This is a genomic window from Streptomyces sp. NPDC021622 (genome assembly GCF_040640795.1).
GTDB lineage: Bacteria > Actinomycetota > Actinomycetes > Streptomycetales > Streptomycetaceae > Streptomyces.
In genome coordinates, this window is sequence record NZ_JBFACK010000001.1 from 228,966 (window position 1) to 243,131 (window position 14,166).

The following is a 14,166-nucleotide window of genomic DNA, read 5'->3' on the forward strand; positions in this document are numbered from 1 at the left end:
CGGGAGGTCCGCCTCCTCGGACGTCGTCGGAAGCGGATGGTCCGCCTCATCATGCCGCCGGAAGCGGGGAAGTCGAACCCCGATGCGGAGGATCGTAGTCCGGGTGTGGGCCGTGTCACGCGGGGCCCGTGGGGCGGGTTTCGCCTTTGCCTAGGAAAGTCGTGACTCCTCCGTCTGCTCCAGGCGCACCGCCCCGCGCACCGTCCGCGCCCGCTCCAGGCGCACGCTCGCCGAACGGCCGCGCAGCGTCAGCGTCATGAGCTGGTTGCCGAACCAAGGGCCGCCCGTTTTGCGCCAGTTGATAGCCGCCCGTGCCGTTCTGCCGTGCCGTACGAAGCGGCGGCCGAGCGCCCGGCCGACCTTGCTCCAGCCGAAGTGGAAGCCCATCTTTATCGACGCGGGGATGGAGTTGTGGACGGGGGAGCAGGTCAGCTGCAGGACGCGCGAATCCGGTCCGTCGCCCTTCGGCCAGGTCGGTTCCGCTACGTACGCGTGATGGACGTCGCCGGACAGGACGCACACCGTCGCCGGTGCGCCGGCGCCGCTGCCCGCCTCGGCGATCAGCGACGTCAGCTCGTCGAACGACGCGGGGAACGCCGCCCAGTGCTCCAGATCCGAGCGCCTGCGCAGGTTCTCGCCGAAGCGGGCCCAGCGCTCGCCCCGCTCGCCACGGCACAGCGCGGCGTTCCAGCCCTCCGCGTCATGGATGAGATGGGGCAACAGCCAGGGCAGTGATGTGCCGATCAGCAGGTGGTCGCAGCCGGCTTCAAGCGCCTGCTCGCGCAGCCAGCGCGCCTCGTCCGGGTCGAGCATCGCGCGGTTCTGCTCGTCCAGGACGCGGGCCGCGCGGGTGTCGACCATGAGCAGGCGTACGCGGCCGAAGTCCCGGCGGTAGCTCCACCGGGTCGACGCGGGGTCGGCGTCCGACGCGGCGGCGAAGGCGCGCAGCGTGTCGGTGCCGTCGGGCGTCGCACGCACCGCCGCGTACAGCTCGCTGCGTTCGAGCTCGGCGGGCGGCAGATTGCCGAGGTGCTGGTGGACCCAGTACGACATGAGGCCGCTCAGGACGCGCTCGCGCCACCAGGGAGTCGCGCGCATCTCGGCGAGCCAGGCGGCGCTGGTGTTCCAGTCGTCTATGACGTCGTGGTCGTCGAAGATCATGCAGCTGGGCACGGTGGAGAGCAGCCACCGCACCTCGGGGTCGAGCCAGGACTCGTAATAGAGGTGGGTGTACTCCTCGTAGTCCGCGACCTGGTCACCTGGTGGGTCGGCGAGGCTCCGGCGGGCGGCGAGATAGCGGCGGGTCGCCTTGGACGTCTGGTCCGCGTACACCTGGTCGCCGAGCAGCAGCAGCACGTCGGGGCGCTCGCCGTCCGGGTCGGCGGCTATCCGGGCGGCCAGGGTGTCCAGGGCGTCGGGGCCCACCGGGTCGTGCTCATCGCTCGGCGGGGCCGCCCAGCGGCAGGAACCGAAGGTGACCCGCAGCGGTTCCTCGTCGCCCCCGCCCGGCGTGCGGATGGTGCTCGGCGGGAACGGCGAGTCCGGCAGCGGCCACACCGGAGCGTCAGCGGTGCCGAGCCGCACCTCGTACGCCGTCTCCGTGCCCGGCCGCAGTCCCGTGACCGGGACGATCGCGTAGTGGTGGCCGTCGATCTGAAAGGTGTGCGCCGTGCCCTTCGCGCCGTCCGCGCACCGCACTTCGGCAATGCACGGACGGTCGGCCTCGACCCAGACCGTCGCCGTCGAACCGTCGACATACCTCAGCAGCGGACCCAGGCGCAGCCGTGCCACGTTGATCACTCTCCTCCGTCGCCCCGTACGGTACGGAACGACGGAGGTTCATGGGGAGGTTCCGGGGATCAGGATCAGTTGCTGATCAGCAGCCGTTGAGGATCGACGACAGGGCGCTCTTCTCCTCCGGGTTCACCGTGAGGTCGTAGTGGTGCTTCACGTCCACCCACATGCGGGCGTAGTAGCAGTGGTACGAGGTGGTGGGAGGCAGCCACTCTGCCGGATCCTGGTCGCCCTTGCTCTGGTTGACGTTGTCGGTGACCGCGATCAGCTGCGGGCGGGTCAGGTCGTTGGCGAAACCTTCCCGCTGGTCGGTGGTCCAGCCGCTGGCGCCGGACTTCCAGGCCTCGGAGAGCGGCACGACGTGGTCGATGTCGACGTCGGACGCGGCGGTCCAGGTGCCGCCGTCGTAGGGGGACTTCCAGGTGCCCGAGGTGGCCGCACAGCTGGAGTCCTGCTCGACGTCGGTGCCGTCCCGCTTCAGGACGACCTCGCGGGTGTTGCAGGCGCCGGACTGGGTGCTCCAGTGCGGGAACTTCTCGCGGCTGTAGCCGTCGGACGAGCCCTCGGCCTGCTCGGTGAGCTGGCCGAGATAGGTGCGGGCGGTGGCGGCGGAGACCGGTTCCGGAGGAGCCGCCTGGGCGGGGCTGCCGGTGAGGAATGTCGCACCGGCGGCGAGGGCGGTGGCGGCGGTGAGAGTGGCGAGGCGTCGACGCGCGTAGACAGCGGACATGCGAACTCCCTTGATGTGGGGGGAAGTTGACCTATGGGGGGTCATGGTGACGCGGTGGGGTTTCCTGTGGATGTGCGTCAGGTGACAGGGTCGCGTCAATCAGGTGGTCAGTTCAAGGGTTCTGGCGCCGTGTCATGAGCGTTCATGTGTACGGGAGTTGGTTCGGCACCCGTGTGCGGGAGTCGGCGCGGCCCCGGCATTCGTGACCTGGATCACGGATTCCGGGGGTCGAAAGTCCCTGGACCGGGGTCGTCGGACGTCACGTACGATGTATGACGCAGAAGGGGAGTAGCTCTTCGCCGGACCGTCGACATACTGCTCAGCTCGTCTGAGCCGGCGCCCGGAGGCAGGCCCCGTCATCGACGTGGTCGGCCAGCGAGACCTTCGGCAAGCAGTGCCCGGCGTACACATCCGTGTGCGTCTGTTGTGCGCTGCCGTGCCGAGGTGTCGTACGCGAAGTACCGAATGCTCTCGGCGGGGCGGCCCCGACCGATTGAGGAATCTTGATCAGCATCAGCGTGACGGCGCTCGTCTTCGGCGTCGTCTTCCTTGCCGAGCTCCCCGACAAGACAGCGCTGGCCGGGCTCGTCCTCGGGACGCGCTACCGCGCCTCGTACGTCTTCGTCGGGGTCGCGGCCGCCTTCGTCGTCCATGTCGTGCTCGCCGTCGCGGCGGGCAGCGTGCTGACGCTCCTGCCCCAGCAGCTGCTGCACGCGCTCACCGGTGTGCTCTTCCTCGGCGGAGCGGCGATGCTGCTCATGAAGGGCGGCGAGGACGAGGAAGAGGTCCGCGAGCCCAAGGACCAGAGCTTCTGGAAGGTGTCCGGCGCGGGCTTCATGCTCATCCTGGTCGCCGAGTTCGGTGATCTGACGCAGATCATGACCGCGAACCTGGCCGCCCGCTACGACGACCCGCTCTCCGTGGGCCTCGGCGCGGTGCTCGCGCTGTGGGCGGTGGCCGGGCTCGGGATCGTGGGCGGAAAGGCGCTGATGAAGCGGGTGCCGCTGGCGCTCATCACCAAGATCGCGGCGCTGCTGATGCTGGGGCTCGGGCTGTGGAGCCTGTATGAGGCGATTGCCTGAGGGGTTCCTCCGGGGGTCTTGTCGGGGGTCTCGTCCGGGGCCCCGTAGGGGGTGTGACCTGGGCTGCTGGCGATCGGCGTCCCCGTTTTGTATCGTGTGGGAACAAAGTGGCTCCGCCCGTATTCCCTGACCGGCGGGCGGAGCCGCCTTGACTCTTCCTCTGCGGAATCTCTCTCTGCGCTCTGGAGTACGTCGATGACGGCTGCGAATGCCACGGTTATGACCGCCCGAGCCCTTCTCCTGGACATGGACGGGACCCTCGTCAACTCCGACGCCGTGGTCGAACGCTGCTGGCGGCGCTGGGCCGAGCGGCACGGGCTCGACTTCGAGCACGTCATAAAGATCGTCCACGGGCGGCAGGGGTACGCCTCCATGGCGGTGCTGCTGCCGGAGCGGTCCATGGAGGAGAACTACGCGGAGAACCGCGTGATGCTGGCCGAGGAGACGGCGGACATGGAGGGTGTCGTGCCGGTGCCCGGCGCCGGCGCCTTCCTGGAGTCGCTTGCCGGGCTTCCGCACGCCCTCGTGACGTCCGCCGACGTCCCGCTGTCCACCGGGCGGATGGCCGCGGCCGGGCTGCCGCTGCCCGCAGTGCGGGTGACCGCGGAGAACGTGGGCGCGAGCAAGCCGGATCCCGAGGGGTTCCTCAAGGGGGCCGCCGAGCTGGGCTTCGACCCCGCGGACTGCGTCGTCTTCGAGGACTCGGGGGCGGGGATCGCGGCGGGGCGCGCCGCGGGTATGCGGGTCGTGGGGGTCGGCCCGCGGGCCGGGGAGTTCGCACCGACGGTGCAGGTCGACGATCTGACGCGGGTACGGGTGACTGCCGTGCCCGGCGGGGGGCTTGAGCTCAGCTTCGGGTGAGGCGGGGCCTTGCTGTATCGGTGACCCGGCAGCGTTGCGTTGTGCCCACCCGTTCCGCCGTGCGGAACGCCTGCCCACAACAAGGGCGGGCGACTGCGGGGCCCGGGCAGAAGGCTAAGGCGTCGTCTCCGCCTCCAGCGCAGCCCTCGTGGCCGCGCCATAAACACCCTCGCCGTCCGCGTCGGCGGTATCCCGCGCCACCTGGAACCGGGTCAGGGCCGACGCCACCGGCGCGTTGAAATTGCCGTGGGCCTCACCCTCGTACAGAGAAAGCTGCTGAAGCCGTTCCTGGAGGTCCACGACCTCGGCGCCCCGGTCGCCGCGCCGCAGCACCTGGCCCGAGGCCGGCGCTTTTGGCTCCACGGAGCCCGTGGCCCGCGCCGTGGACCGCGTCGCGGACGGTGCGGGCGTCGAGGCCGCCGCTGACGACGTACGCGATGGCGAAGGAGCTGCGCTGCGGGACGCCGAGGCCGACGCGGACCCCGAAGGCCTCGCGGAGCCGGACGGCACGTCCACCGCGCTCGTCGGCGCGTCCGGCAGCGCCCGGTCCCGCCGCGGCTCGTCGTCGGAGGAGAACACCCCCGCGGCCAGGACGGCGAGGGTCACCACGGCCACCGCCGCGCCCACCCCGGCGTACCAGGCCCTACGGCCCCGACGCGGCTCCGGTTCGTCGTAAGCACCGTACGAAACCTCCGGCGGCGGCAGATCGCCCTCCGGCGCCCGGGACGCGAAAAGACCCACATCCGCCGACCGGGGCGCGTCCCCGACCGGCGGCGCCACCACGGGCATGGGTTCCGTCGCCCCCGCCGCGGGCTCCGGCAGCGTCACGTAGGGACGGATCCGCAACGGATCGAAGTCCTCCGCGGCCGCCGCCTCCGCCGACCTGGCCTCGCGTCCCGCGTCCCCCGCCCGCTCCGCACAGCCGCACGCGGGCGCACTGCCCGCCTCGCGCCCCGTGCCGCACCGCGGGCATGTCTGTCTCCGGCCGCCACGGCCGGCTGCTGCGCTGTCCACTCTTCGTACCCCACCCCTAGAGAACTCCAGAGATTATGCAGACCCCCGCTTCAACGAGCCATAACGGGTCACACGCACCAGGATGGAGATGGAGGCCCCGCAAGGAGAGCCCCGCGGAGAGCCCCTAGGTCAAGGACCCTCAGGAGGTGTCCATGACGCAGGACGTCACCGCCCGCCCGGCGGGGCCCGACCCCGTCCCCGGACCGCCGGACGAGCACGCGCACGGCGGCGTACTGGTCTCCATCGGTGCGCTGCTGCTCGGCATGCTGCTCGCCGCGCTCGACCAGACCATCGTCTCCACCGCCCTGCCGACCATCGTCAGCGACCTCGGCGGCATGGAGCACCTCTCCTGGGTCGTCACCGCCTACCTCCTCGCCGCGACGGCCGCGACGCCGCTCTGGGGCAAGCTGGGGGACCAGTACGGCCGCAAGAAGCTGTTCATGCTGGCCATCCTGATCTTCCTGATCAGCTCGGCGCTCTGCGGCATGGCGCAGAACATGCCGCAGCTCATCGGCTTCCGCGCGCTGCAGGGCATCGGCGGCGGCGGGCTGATGGTCCTGTCCATGGCGATCGTCGGCGACATCGTCCCGCCGCGTGAACGCGGCAAGTACCAGGGCCTGTTCGGTGCCGTCTTCGGCGCGACGAGTGTCCTCGGCCCGCTGCTCGGCGGCCTGTTCACCGAACACCTCAGCTGGCGCTGGGTCTTCTACATCAACCTGCCCATCGGCGTCGTCGCGCTCCTCGTCATCGCCGCGACCCTGCACATCCCGGTCCGCTCGCAGAAGCACACCATCGACTACCTGGGCACCTTCCTCATCGCCTCCGTCGCCACCTGCCTCGTCCTCGTCGCCTCGCTCGGCGGCACCACCTGGGACTGGGGCTCGCCGCAGATCATCGGGCTCGCGGTGCTCGGCGCCGTGCTCGCCGTGGCCTTCGTCTCCGTCGAGCGCAAGGCGGCGGAGCCGGTCATTCCGATGAAGCTGTTCCGGGTCAGGACGTTCACCCTGTCCGCGGTCATCAGCTTCGTCGTCGGCTTCGCGATGTTCGGCGCGATGACCTACCTGCCGACGTTCCTGCAGGTCGTCCAGGGTGTGTCGCCGACCATGTCGGGCGTGCACATGCTGCCGATGGTGGTCGGCATGCTGATCTCGTCGACCGCGTCCGGCCAGATCGTCAGCCGCACGGGCCGCTGGAAGGTCTTCCCGGTCGCGGGCACCGGCGTCACGGCCCTCGGCCTGCTCCTGCTCCACCAGCTGAACGAGAACAGCAGCACGGGCGAGATGAGCGCCTACTTCTTCGTCTTCGGCTTCGGACTCGGCCTGGTCATGCAGGTCCTTGTGCTCATCGTGCAGAACGCCGTCCCGTACGGGGACCTGGGCGTCGCCACGTCCGGCGCGACGTTCTTCCGCTCCATCGGCGCCTCGTTCGGTGTCGCCATCTTCGGCACGATCTTCGCCAACCGGCTCGTCAGCAAGCTCTCCGACGCCGTCGCGGGCCAGGAACTGCCGCCCGGCGTCAGCGCCGACTCGCTCACCGCCGACCCGCGCGGCATCTCCGAACTCCCGGCGGCCCTGCGCCCCGAAGTCCTGCACGCCTACTCCTCGTCCATCACGGACGTCTTCCTGTACGCCGCGCCGGTCGCCCTGGTCGCCTTCGTCCTCGCCTGGTTCCTGCACGAGGACAAGCTGCGCGGCTCGGTCACCGCGCCCGACACGACACAGACCCTGGCCAGCAACCCCGTCGAGCGTTCCTCGTACGACGAGGTGGCGCGGGCCCTCTCGGTCCTCGGCACGCGCGAGGGCCGCCGCAAGATCTACGAGACCATCACCGAGCGCGCGGGCTACGACCTGCTGCCCGCCGCCAGCTGGCTGCTGCTGCGGATCAGCCGCCACGGCCATGTGGAGCCCGCCGCGCTCGCCGAACGCAGCACCGTGCCGCTGACCGTGATCACCGCGGCGTCCCGCCAGGTCGAGGAGCGGCGTCTCGCACGGCGCGAGGGCATGGGGCTGACCCTCACGGACACGGGGCGTGAAGCGGTCGCCAAACTCTCCAAGGCCCGCGAGGAGTCCCTGGCCGAGTTGCTGGGCGACTGGTGGGGCCCCGACCGGCCCACCGATCTGGTCCAGCTCGTCGAAGAACTGGGCGCCGAGATGTGCGGCTCGGACACCGAACGGCCGCACAACGGCAGGCCACTACAGCGCGGGGTGTGGGCCGACTGAGCGGTGGGCCCGCACCCCGCTCCGGACTCAACCGGCCACCGGGGCAAGGTCCTTGGCGTACCAGACCTCGGCGTACATTCCGTCGTTGTACGGCTCGGTCTCCGCGTACCCGTGCCGCGTGTACAGCGCCCGCGCCTCGACCAGATCGAGCCGCGTGTCGAGGACGATCCGCCGCGCCCCGAGCGCACGGGCTGCGTCCTCGGCGGCGCCGAGCAGCACTCCCGCCCCACCCTTCCCGCGCAGCCCCTCACGTACGAAAACCCTCTTGAGCTCGGCGACCCCGCCCCCCGCATCGACCATCCGCACCCCGGCCGTGCCCGCGGGCTCGCCCCCGTACCGAGCGACGAGCAGCACCCCGTGCGGCGGCCGCAGACCGTCCCCGGCCTCCGCGGCGACCTCCCGCTCCAGCTCTTCGGGCTCGGTCGTACGCCCCTCATGGAGCAGGTAGTAACGGTCGCTGACCTCGGTGTAGTACGCACGCCACAGGGCACGGGCGGCAGAGGAGTCGACTGCTTCGGGGGCGACGGTCCAGGAGGCGGGGCCCGCGATGCCGTGCTGCTCGGTGTGGTTCATGGGGGCCATTTCCTTAGTCCTTGCGGCCGGTCGCCGCGATGCTGACGCCGAGCCCGATCATGGTGAGCCCGCCGATCCCGCCGACCGTCGAGAGCCGCTTCGGCGAGTGGGCGAACCAGCCCCGCGCGGTGGCCGCGACCAGGCCCCACACACTGTCGCAGGCCACGGCGATGGCATTGAAGACGAGGCCGAGGAGCAGCATCTGGGCCATGACGTGGCCCTGCTCCCGGTCGACGAACTGCGGCAGCACGGCCGCGAAGAAGACGATGGTCTTGGGGTTGGCCACGCCTACCGCGAACCCCTCCCACAACGTACGCAGGCCGCTGTGCGCAGGCGCGTCGCCGGTGAACGCGGCGTGCAGCGACGCGCGTTGGCGCACCGCCTTGACTCCCAGATAGATCAGGTACGCGGCGCCGAGCAGCTTGAGCGCCGTGAAGACGACGACCGAGCGCTCCACCACGGAACCGACGCCCAGCGCCACGGCCACGACGAGTACGTACGCGCCGATCGTGTTCCCCACCACCGTGGTCAGCGCGGCCCGGCGCCCCTGCGCCAGCGCCCGCCCGATCACGAACAGGACGCTGGGGCCGGGAATCACGATCAGCAGGAACGACATGGCCGCGAAGGCGAGTATCCGGTCGGAGGACATCATGCGGCCCATCGCACCACGGAGGCCGCGCGCGCCGGTATCGCTTTTCCGGCGTCGGCCGGCGTGTGCGCGTCGGCTCCTGCGCTAGCTCTTGGGCGCCGCCTGCTGCACGACCTCGAACGACCAGACCGCGGCGCTGCTCGACGCGGGCTTGGGACGCTCACCGTCACCTGCGGCGCCGCCCTGGTGGGCCGACTTCATCGGGCCCTCCATCCACGCCTTGAAGGACTCCTCGTCGCGCCACCGCGTGTAGACCAGGTAGTCGTCGGTGCCCTCGATGGGGCGCAGCAGCTCGAACCACTCGAAGCCGTCGGAGCTCTCCACGGCGCCGGCGCGGGACGCGAAGCGCTGTTCCAGGACCTCACGCTGCTCGGCGGGCACGGTCAGGACGTTGATTTTCACGATGCTCATGGGCCCATCCTCGCGCATGCCCCGCGTGGGATCAGTCCGGGTGGCGTTCGCGCCAGGTGCGGGTGATCTCGTCGACGTCGAAGGGCTTCAGGCCGAGCGGCGGGCCCGGTGGTGGTCTGCGCAGGGCCTCGGTGATCTTTTCGTTGAGGTCGGTCACGAGGCGGCGCGCCATGCTCTCGGACGGGGCGTCCGGCGCGGCGGCCAGCACGTCCTCGGCCTCTTTGCGCAGGGCCAGGGTCGGGGGGAGGTGGGAGACGCCCTCGCGGACCATCTTCTGCTTGATCCACCACTGTTCGTCGTACGACGTGGTGTCCAGGCCTTCCGGCAGCGGTTTCCCGCGGCCGGGCAGCGAGGCGAAGTCGCCGCGCTGCTCCGCCTCGCGGATCTGCTTGTCGATCCACGACTCGAAGGTGACTTCCGGTGGCTTCCGTTCAGTCATGTGTCCATTGTTCCAGCCAGGACCCTGTTTCGGGGAGACGGTGCGGTGGCGCGACGGTGCGACTTAGGATGCGGCGGCGCGGTGCGTGGGGTGTTTCCGGCGGCCGTGCGTTCGTTCAACGAGAGTTCGAGAACTGAGGAGCGTACGTGCTGGAGCTCACCATGGCCTCCGTGTCCGGGGCGGACGCGGGCGCCACCGCGGGCATGCTCATGGCTGACGCGCCGAGTGAACCGGGTGCCGTGCTGCGAGTGGGGCGCGATCGCGGTGTGTGCCGTCTTGTGCCGCCCGACGACTGGCTGTTCGTGTCGCGTACGCATCTGGAGTTCCGCTGCGGTGCCGACGGGGACTGGTCCGTCACCTGGCTGCGCGGGTCGCATCCAAATCCCTCGTCGGAGGTGCGCGTGACGGTGGAGGGTGTGGCGCGGCCCATCGAGTACGGCGGGACCGCCGCGCTGCCCCGGGGCGGGGCCGGCGAGGTGGTCATCCAGGACCGGTCGGGGCCGCGCAGCGTGAACGTCGGGTTTTATCAGGAGGGTTGAGGCAGCCGGGGAGGGGGTTCGGCGGCGTGCTCAGTCCTGGACTCGGGCCGGGACTCGGGCCGGGACTCAGTCCAGGACTCAGTCCAGGACTCGGGCCAGGGCGAAGCCGTCGTAGCCCTTTGTGCCCACCGTCTGCAGTGCCGTGCCGGTCAGCTTCGGGTGCCGGGCGATGAGTTCGAGCGCCTCGCGGGTGCCCCGGATGCTCGGCTCGGTGCTCGCGGTGTCGGTCACCGCGCCGCTCCGCACGACGTTGTCGACGATGATCAGGCTGCCGGGGCGGGTGAGCTTGAGCGACCACTCCACGTAGTGCGGGTTGTTGGCCTTGTCCGCGTCGATGAAGACCAGGTCGAAGGGCTCGGGGTGCTCGACGTTCAGCGCGGCCAGCGATTCGAGGGCCGGGCCCACGCGGACCTCGGTGATCTTGTCGAGGCCCGCGCGTGCGAGGTTGCCGCGGGCCACCTCGGCGTGGACGGGGGAGTACTCCAGGGTGATCAGCCTGCCGTCCACGGGCAGGGCGCGGGCCAGCCAGATCGTGCTGTAGCCGCCGAGCGTGCCGATCTCCAGGATGCGGCGTGCGCCCTGGATCTGCGCGAGGAGCTGGAGGAACTTGCCTTGGTTCGGCGCCACGTTGATCTGCGGCAGACCGGCGGCGTCGCTGTCCCGCAGGGCCGCGGTGAGCGCCTCGTCGGCGGGGGTGAGCAGGTCGGTGAAGTAGTGGTCGACTGCGGTCCACTGCTGCTGGGGCATGGGGGATCGGCCTTTCGGGGTGCGGAGTGGGGGCGGAGTGGGGGGGGGCGCCTCTGCCTTTACTGTCTTTTGCGTGTCTAGTTAGTTTTGCTAAGGATGCTAGCGGGGTGGGGGTCGGATGTCAGTGGTGACTCGCATACTGGGGGCGTTGGGCTGTGTTGGTGGTCTGCGGACTGCGGGGGTTGAGATGGAGATGACGTACGGGACCGGGCAGAAGGTGCCCGCTGCGGCGATCCGGGGTCTTGCCGACCGGTGGCTTCCCTTGATGGCCGAGCCGGGGGAGGACGGGGCGCCGGGGGATTTCGTCTGTTCGCCCGCGGGGCTGTGGCTCGCGCTGGCCGCCGTCGCGGTGGGCGCGCGCGAGGAAACCGCCGGTGAGCTGCGGGAGTTGCTGGGCGTCGCCGACGTGGAGGCCGCGGGCGCGGTGACGGCCGCGGCGCGGGCGCTCGCCGGCACGGATGCCGTTGCGGTCGCCACGCGCGTGTGGAGCCGGGTGCCGGTGTACCGGGCCTATCGGGAAGCGCTGCCGGACGTCGGGTTCGGGCCGATGGAGCCCGATGAGATCGACGCGTGGGTGCGCGAAGCCACGGGCGGTCTTGTCGAGCGGCTGCCGGTGGTGATCACTCCGGATGTGCTGCTTGTGCTTGTCAACGCGCTGGCACTGAAGGCGCGTTGGGAGATTCCCTTCGAGGGGGCGGGCACGCGCGACCAGGACTTCACCGACGCGCTGGGCGTTCGGCACCGGGTGCCGACGATGCACCGGCCCGTTCCGCTGAACGGTGCGTGGACGGTGGGCGGGGCGAGCGTCGTCGAGCTGCGCTGCCGCGCCGAGGGCCGCCGTGCGCCGGCCCGGGTGCGCTTCGTGCTCGGTGAGCCGGGCGCGGGGCCCGCCGAGGTGCTGCCGCTGGCGTGGGCGCCGGAGGGGCGGTGGACCGGGATCGACGCGGAGCAGATCAATATGGCGCTGCCTCGGCTTTCGCTGCGTACGCGGGTTGATGCGACGGAGCAGTTGGCGGCGCTGGGGGTGCGGTGGGCGATGAGTGAGGGGGCGGACTTCTCCGGGATGTCGCCGGAGCGGCTCGCGATATCGCAGGTGGTGCAGGAGGCCGTGGTGAAGGTGGCGGAGGAGGGGGTTGAGGCGGCTGCGGTCACTGTGGTGCCGATGGCTCCTGGTGGCGTGCCGTATGTCCCTCGACGGATCGAGTGGATCGCCTTTAACCGGCCGTTCGGGGTTGTTGTGCTTGATGGGGCGGGGGAGGTTCCGTTGTTCACCGGGTGGCAGGCCGGGGTGCCGGTGGGGTAGGGGCTTCTTTTTCCCCAACCCCGCCCCTTCCCGAAAACCCGCTGGCGCGGGGGCCTTGTGTGCCGTCATCACCGCCTTCGGCGAGTTCGTCCTCAAACGCCGGACGGGCTGGAATATTCGCCGGGGACGGGCTGAAAAATGTGCCGGGGGCGGGCTGGAATATCGGCCTGGGGGCGGGCTGGGTTACTGCGTCGCAGACAGGCTGGGGGATTCCACCGCGGGCGGTGAGCCCGGCAAGGGCTTCCCCGCGCTTTCGCTCATGAACCACACCGCGATGCCGCCCACCACCGCCGCCGCCATCATGTAGTACGCGGGCATCATCTTGTTCCCCGTGGCTCCGATCAAAGCCGTCACCACCAAGGGAGTTGTGCCGCCGAAGATCGATACGGAGATGTTGAAGCCGATCGAGAGTGAGCCGTAGCGGACCCTCGTCGGGAACAGGGCCGGGAGTGCCGACGGCATCGATGCCGTGAAGCAGACCAGGAGCAGGCCGAGCGCCGCCATGCCCAGGCCGATCGCCCAGAGCGAGCCCTGGCGGATCAGGAGCAGGGCGGGGATCGAGAGGAGAAGGAAGCCTGCGCAGCCTGTCGCGATCACGGGGCGGCGGCCCACCCGGTCGGTCAGCGCGCCCGCGAACGGCTGGACGCACATCATCAGCGCCATCACCGCCAGGACGACCAGGAGGCCGTGCGTCGCGTCGTACTTGAGCTCGCTCGTCAGATAGCTCGGCATGTACGACAGCAGCATGTAGTCCGTGACGTTGAAGACCAGGACCAGGCCCATGCAGAGGAGCAGGGCCTTCCACTGGCCGGTCACCATCTCGCGCAGCCGTACCTTCGGGCGGGACTGCTCGTCCTTGTGCGCCTTCGCGAGCTCCGCCGCGAACGCCGGGGTCTCCTCCAGCTTCATCCGGAGGTAAAGGCCGATCAGGCCCATCGGGCCCGCGATCAGGAAGGGGATGCGCCAGCCCCAGGAGAGCAGGTCCTCGGAGGAGAGAAGTGCCGTCATCAGGGTGACAAGGCCCGCGCCGCCGATGTAGCCGGCCAGCGTGCCGAACTCCAGCCAGCTGCCGAGGAATCCGCGCTTCTTGTCGGGGGAGTACTCGGCGATGAACGTGGAGGCGCCCGCGTACTCGCCGCCCGTCGAGAAGCCCTGCACTAGGCGGGCCGCGAGGAGGAGGATCGGGGCGCCCACGCCGATCGTCGCGTACGAAGGGATCAAGCCGATCGCGAAGGTGCCCGCCGCCATCATGATCATGGTGAGGGCGAGGACCTTCTGGCGGCCGATGCGGTCGCCGAGCGGGCCGAAGACCATGCCGCCGAGCGGGCGGATCAGGAACGCCGCCGCGAAGGCGCCGAAGGCGGAGAGAAGCTGGGCCGTGGGGTTGCCCGAGGGGAAGAAGACCTTGCCGAGCGTCACGGCGATGTAGCTGTAGACGCCGAAGTCGAACCACTCCATCGCGTTGCCGAGTGCGGCCGCCTTCACCGCGCGCTTGACCAGCGCCGGGTCGATGACGGTGACCTCCGCGGGTGCGTGCGGGGACGGCGGGGCCTGGGTGCGGGGTGCGACGGGTGTGGCGGTCGGCAAGGGTTCGCTCGCCTGCCTCTCGGTTGACGGCAAGGACAGAGCCGCCCGGCAAGAAGGGGGCGGCTCAAAAACCGACCATAGGTGCAGGCAGCATCATTACGGGCGGTGTCCGGTCCGCCGCGCACCGCACGGAAAGTGCCGCTATCCAGGTCAAATGCCCCTGCGTCCGGTGGTGGCGAGAAGGCCCGTTTGTGATCTATGTCGCGGCTCGGGCGGGG

General features: G+C 70.4%; 14 protein-coding genes. 5 read left to right on the forward strand and 9 right to left on the reverse strand.

Annotated features, from left to right (window positions below; all coding sequences use genetic code 11):
* Positions 1–150: 150 nt before the first annotated feature.
* Both AB0G47_RS01060 and AB0G47_RS01065 read right to left on the reverse strand, forming a co-directional pair.
* Positions 151–1,791 carry an alkaline phosphatase D family protein gene (locus AB0G47_RS01060; protein ID WP_360762637.1) on the reverse strand — a complete coding sequence of 547 codons (1,641 nt, stop codon included), beginning with the start codon at positions 1,789–1,791 and terminating at the stop codon, positions 151–153.
* A gap of 85 nt (positions 1,792–1,876) precedes the next feature.
* On the reverse strand, positions 1,877–2,524 hold the full coding sequence (locus AB0G47_RS01065) for an HNH endonuclease family protein (RefSeq protein WP_360762640.1): 648 nt from the start codon (positions 2,522–2,524) through the stop codon (positions 1,877–1,879).
* A 503-nt stretch (positions 2,525–3,027) separates the two neighbouring features.
* Here AB0G47_RS01065 and AB0G47_RS01070 point away from each other — a divergent pair.
* Together AB0G47_RS01070 and AB0G47_RS01075 are read left to right on the forward strand one after the other, a co-directional pair.
* Positions 3,028–3,606: a TMEM165/GDT1 family protein gene (locus AB0G47_RS01070; RefSeq protein WP_360762643.1), complete on the forward strand. Its 579-nt coding sequence runs from the start codon at positions 3,028–3,030 to the stop codon at positions 3,604–3,606.
* A 195-nt stretch (positions 3,607–3,801) separates the two neighbouring features.
* On the forward strand, positions 3,802–4,467 hold the full coding sequence (locus tag AB0G47_RS01075; RefSeq protein WP_360762645.1) for an HAD-IA family hydrolase: 666 nt from the start codon (positions 3,802–3,804) through the stop codon (positions 4,465–4,467).
* Positions 4,468–4,581: 114 nt separating this feature from the next.
* Here AB0G47_RS01075 and AB0G47_RS01080 read toward each other — a convergent pair whose 3' ends face one another.
* Positions 4,582–5,481: a peptidoglycan-binding domain-containing protein gene (locus tag AB0G47_RS01080; RefSeq protein ID WP_360762648.1), complete on the reverse strand. Its 900-nt coding sequence runs from the start codon at positions 5,479–5,481 to the stop codon at positions 4,582–4,584.
* 152 nt (positions 5,482–5,633) lie between these two features.
* On the opposite strand from AB0G47_RS01080, the gene AB0G47_RS01085 reads away from it, so the two are divergent.
* Complete coding sequence (locus tag AB0G47_RS01085; RefSeq protein ID WP_360762651.1) at positions 5,634–7,700, forward strand: MDR family MFS transporter; 2,067 nt, start codon at positions 5,634–5,636, stop codon at positions 7,698–7,700.
* A gap of 27 nt (positions 7,701–7,727) precedes the next feature.
* Here the strand turns inward: AB0G47_RS01085 and AB0G47_RS01090 are convergent, their stop codons facing one another.
* The 4 genes from AB0G47_RS01090 to AB0G47_RS01105 form a co-directional block, all read right to left on the reverse strand.
* Positions 7,728–8,273, reverse strand: a complete 546-nt coding sequence (locus AB0G47_RS01090; RefSeq protein ID WP_360762653.1) for a GNAT family N-acetyltransferase — start codon at positions 8,271–8,273, stop codon at positions 7,728–7,730.
* Between the two features lie 13 nt (positions 8,274–8,286).
* Positions 8,287–8,925, reverse strand: a complete 639-nt coding sequence (locus AB0G47_RS01095; protein ID WP_266867491.1) for a LysE family translocator — start codon at positions 8,923–8,925, stop codon at positions 8,287–8,289.
* Positions 8,926–9,006: 81 nt separating this feature from the next.
* Positions 9,007–9,333 (reverse strand): antibiotic biosynthesis monooxygenase, encoded by a 327-nt coding sequence (locus AB0G47_RS01100; RefSeq protein ID WP_360762656.1) that lies wholly within the window; start codon positions 9,331–9,333, stop codon positions 9,007–9,009.
* A 31-nt stretch (positions 9,334–9,364) separates the two neighbouring features.
* Positions 9,365–9,772: a DUF1992 domain-containing protein gene (locus tag AB0G47_RS01105; protein ID WP_360762659.1), complete on the reverse strand. Its 408-nt coding sequence runs from the start codon at positions 9,770–9,772 to the stop codon at positions 9,365–9,367.
* Between the two features lie 146 nt (positions 9,773–9,918).
* On the opposite strand from AB0G47_RS01105, the gene AB0G47_RS01110 reads away from it, so the two are divergent.
* Complete coding sequence (locus AB0G47_RS01110; RefSeq protein WP_360762662.1) at positions 9,919–10,311, forward strand: hypothetical protein; 393 nt, start codon at positions 9,919–9,921, stop codon at positions 10,309–10,311.
* A gap of 78 nt (positions 10,312–10,389) precedes the next feature.
* On the opposite strand, the gene AB0G47_RS01115 is transcribed toward AB0G47_RS01110, so the two are convergent.
* Positions 10,390–11,058 carry an O-methyltransferase gene (locus AB0G47_RS01115; protein ID WP_360762665.1) on the reverse strand — a complete coding sequence of 223 codons (669 nt, stop codon included), beginning with the start codon at positions 11,056–11,058 and terminating at the stop codon, positions 10,390–10,392.
* Between the two features lie 193 nt (positions 11,059–11,251).
* On the opposite strand from AB0G47_RS01115, the gene AB0G47_RS01120 reads away from it, so the two are divergent.
* Positions 11,252–12,361 carry a serpin family protein gene (locus AB0G47_RS01120; protein WP_360762668.1) on the forward strand — a complete coding sequence of 370 codons (1,110 nt, stop codon included), beginning with the start codon at positions 11,252–11,254 and terminating at the stop codon, positions 12,359–12,361.
* 183 nt (positions 12,362–12,544) lie between these two features.
* On the opposite strand, the gene proP is transcribed toward AB0G47_RS01120, so the two are convergent.
* Positions 12,545–13,948 carry a glycine betaine/L-proline transporter ProP gene (proP, locus tag AB0G47_RS01125; RefSeq protein WP_360762671.1) on the reverse strand — a complete coding sequence of 468 codons (1,404 nt, stop codon included), beginning with the start codon at positions 13,946–13,948 and terminating at the stop codon, positions 12,545–12,547.
* Between the last annotated feature and the right edge of the window lie 218 nt (positions 13,949–14,166).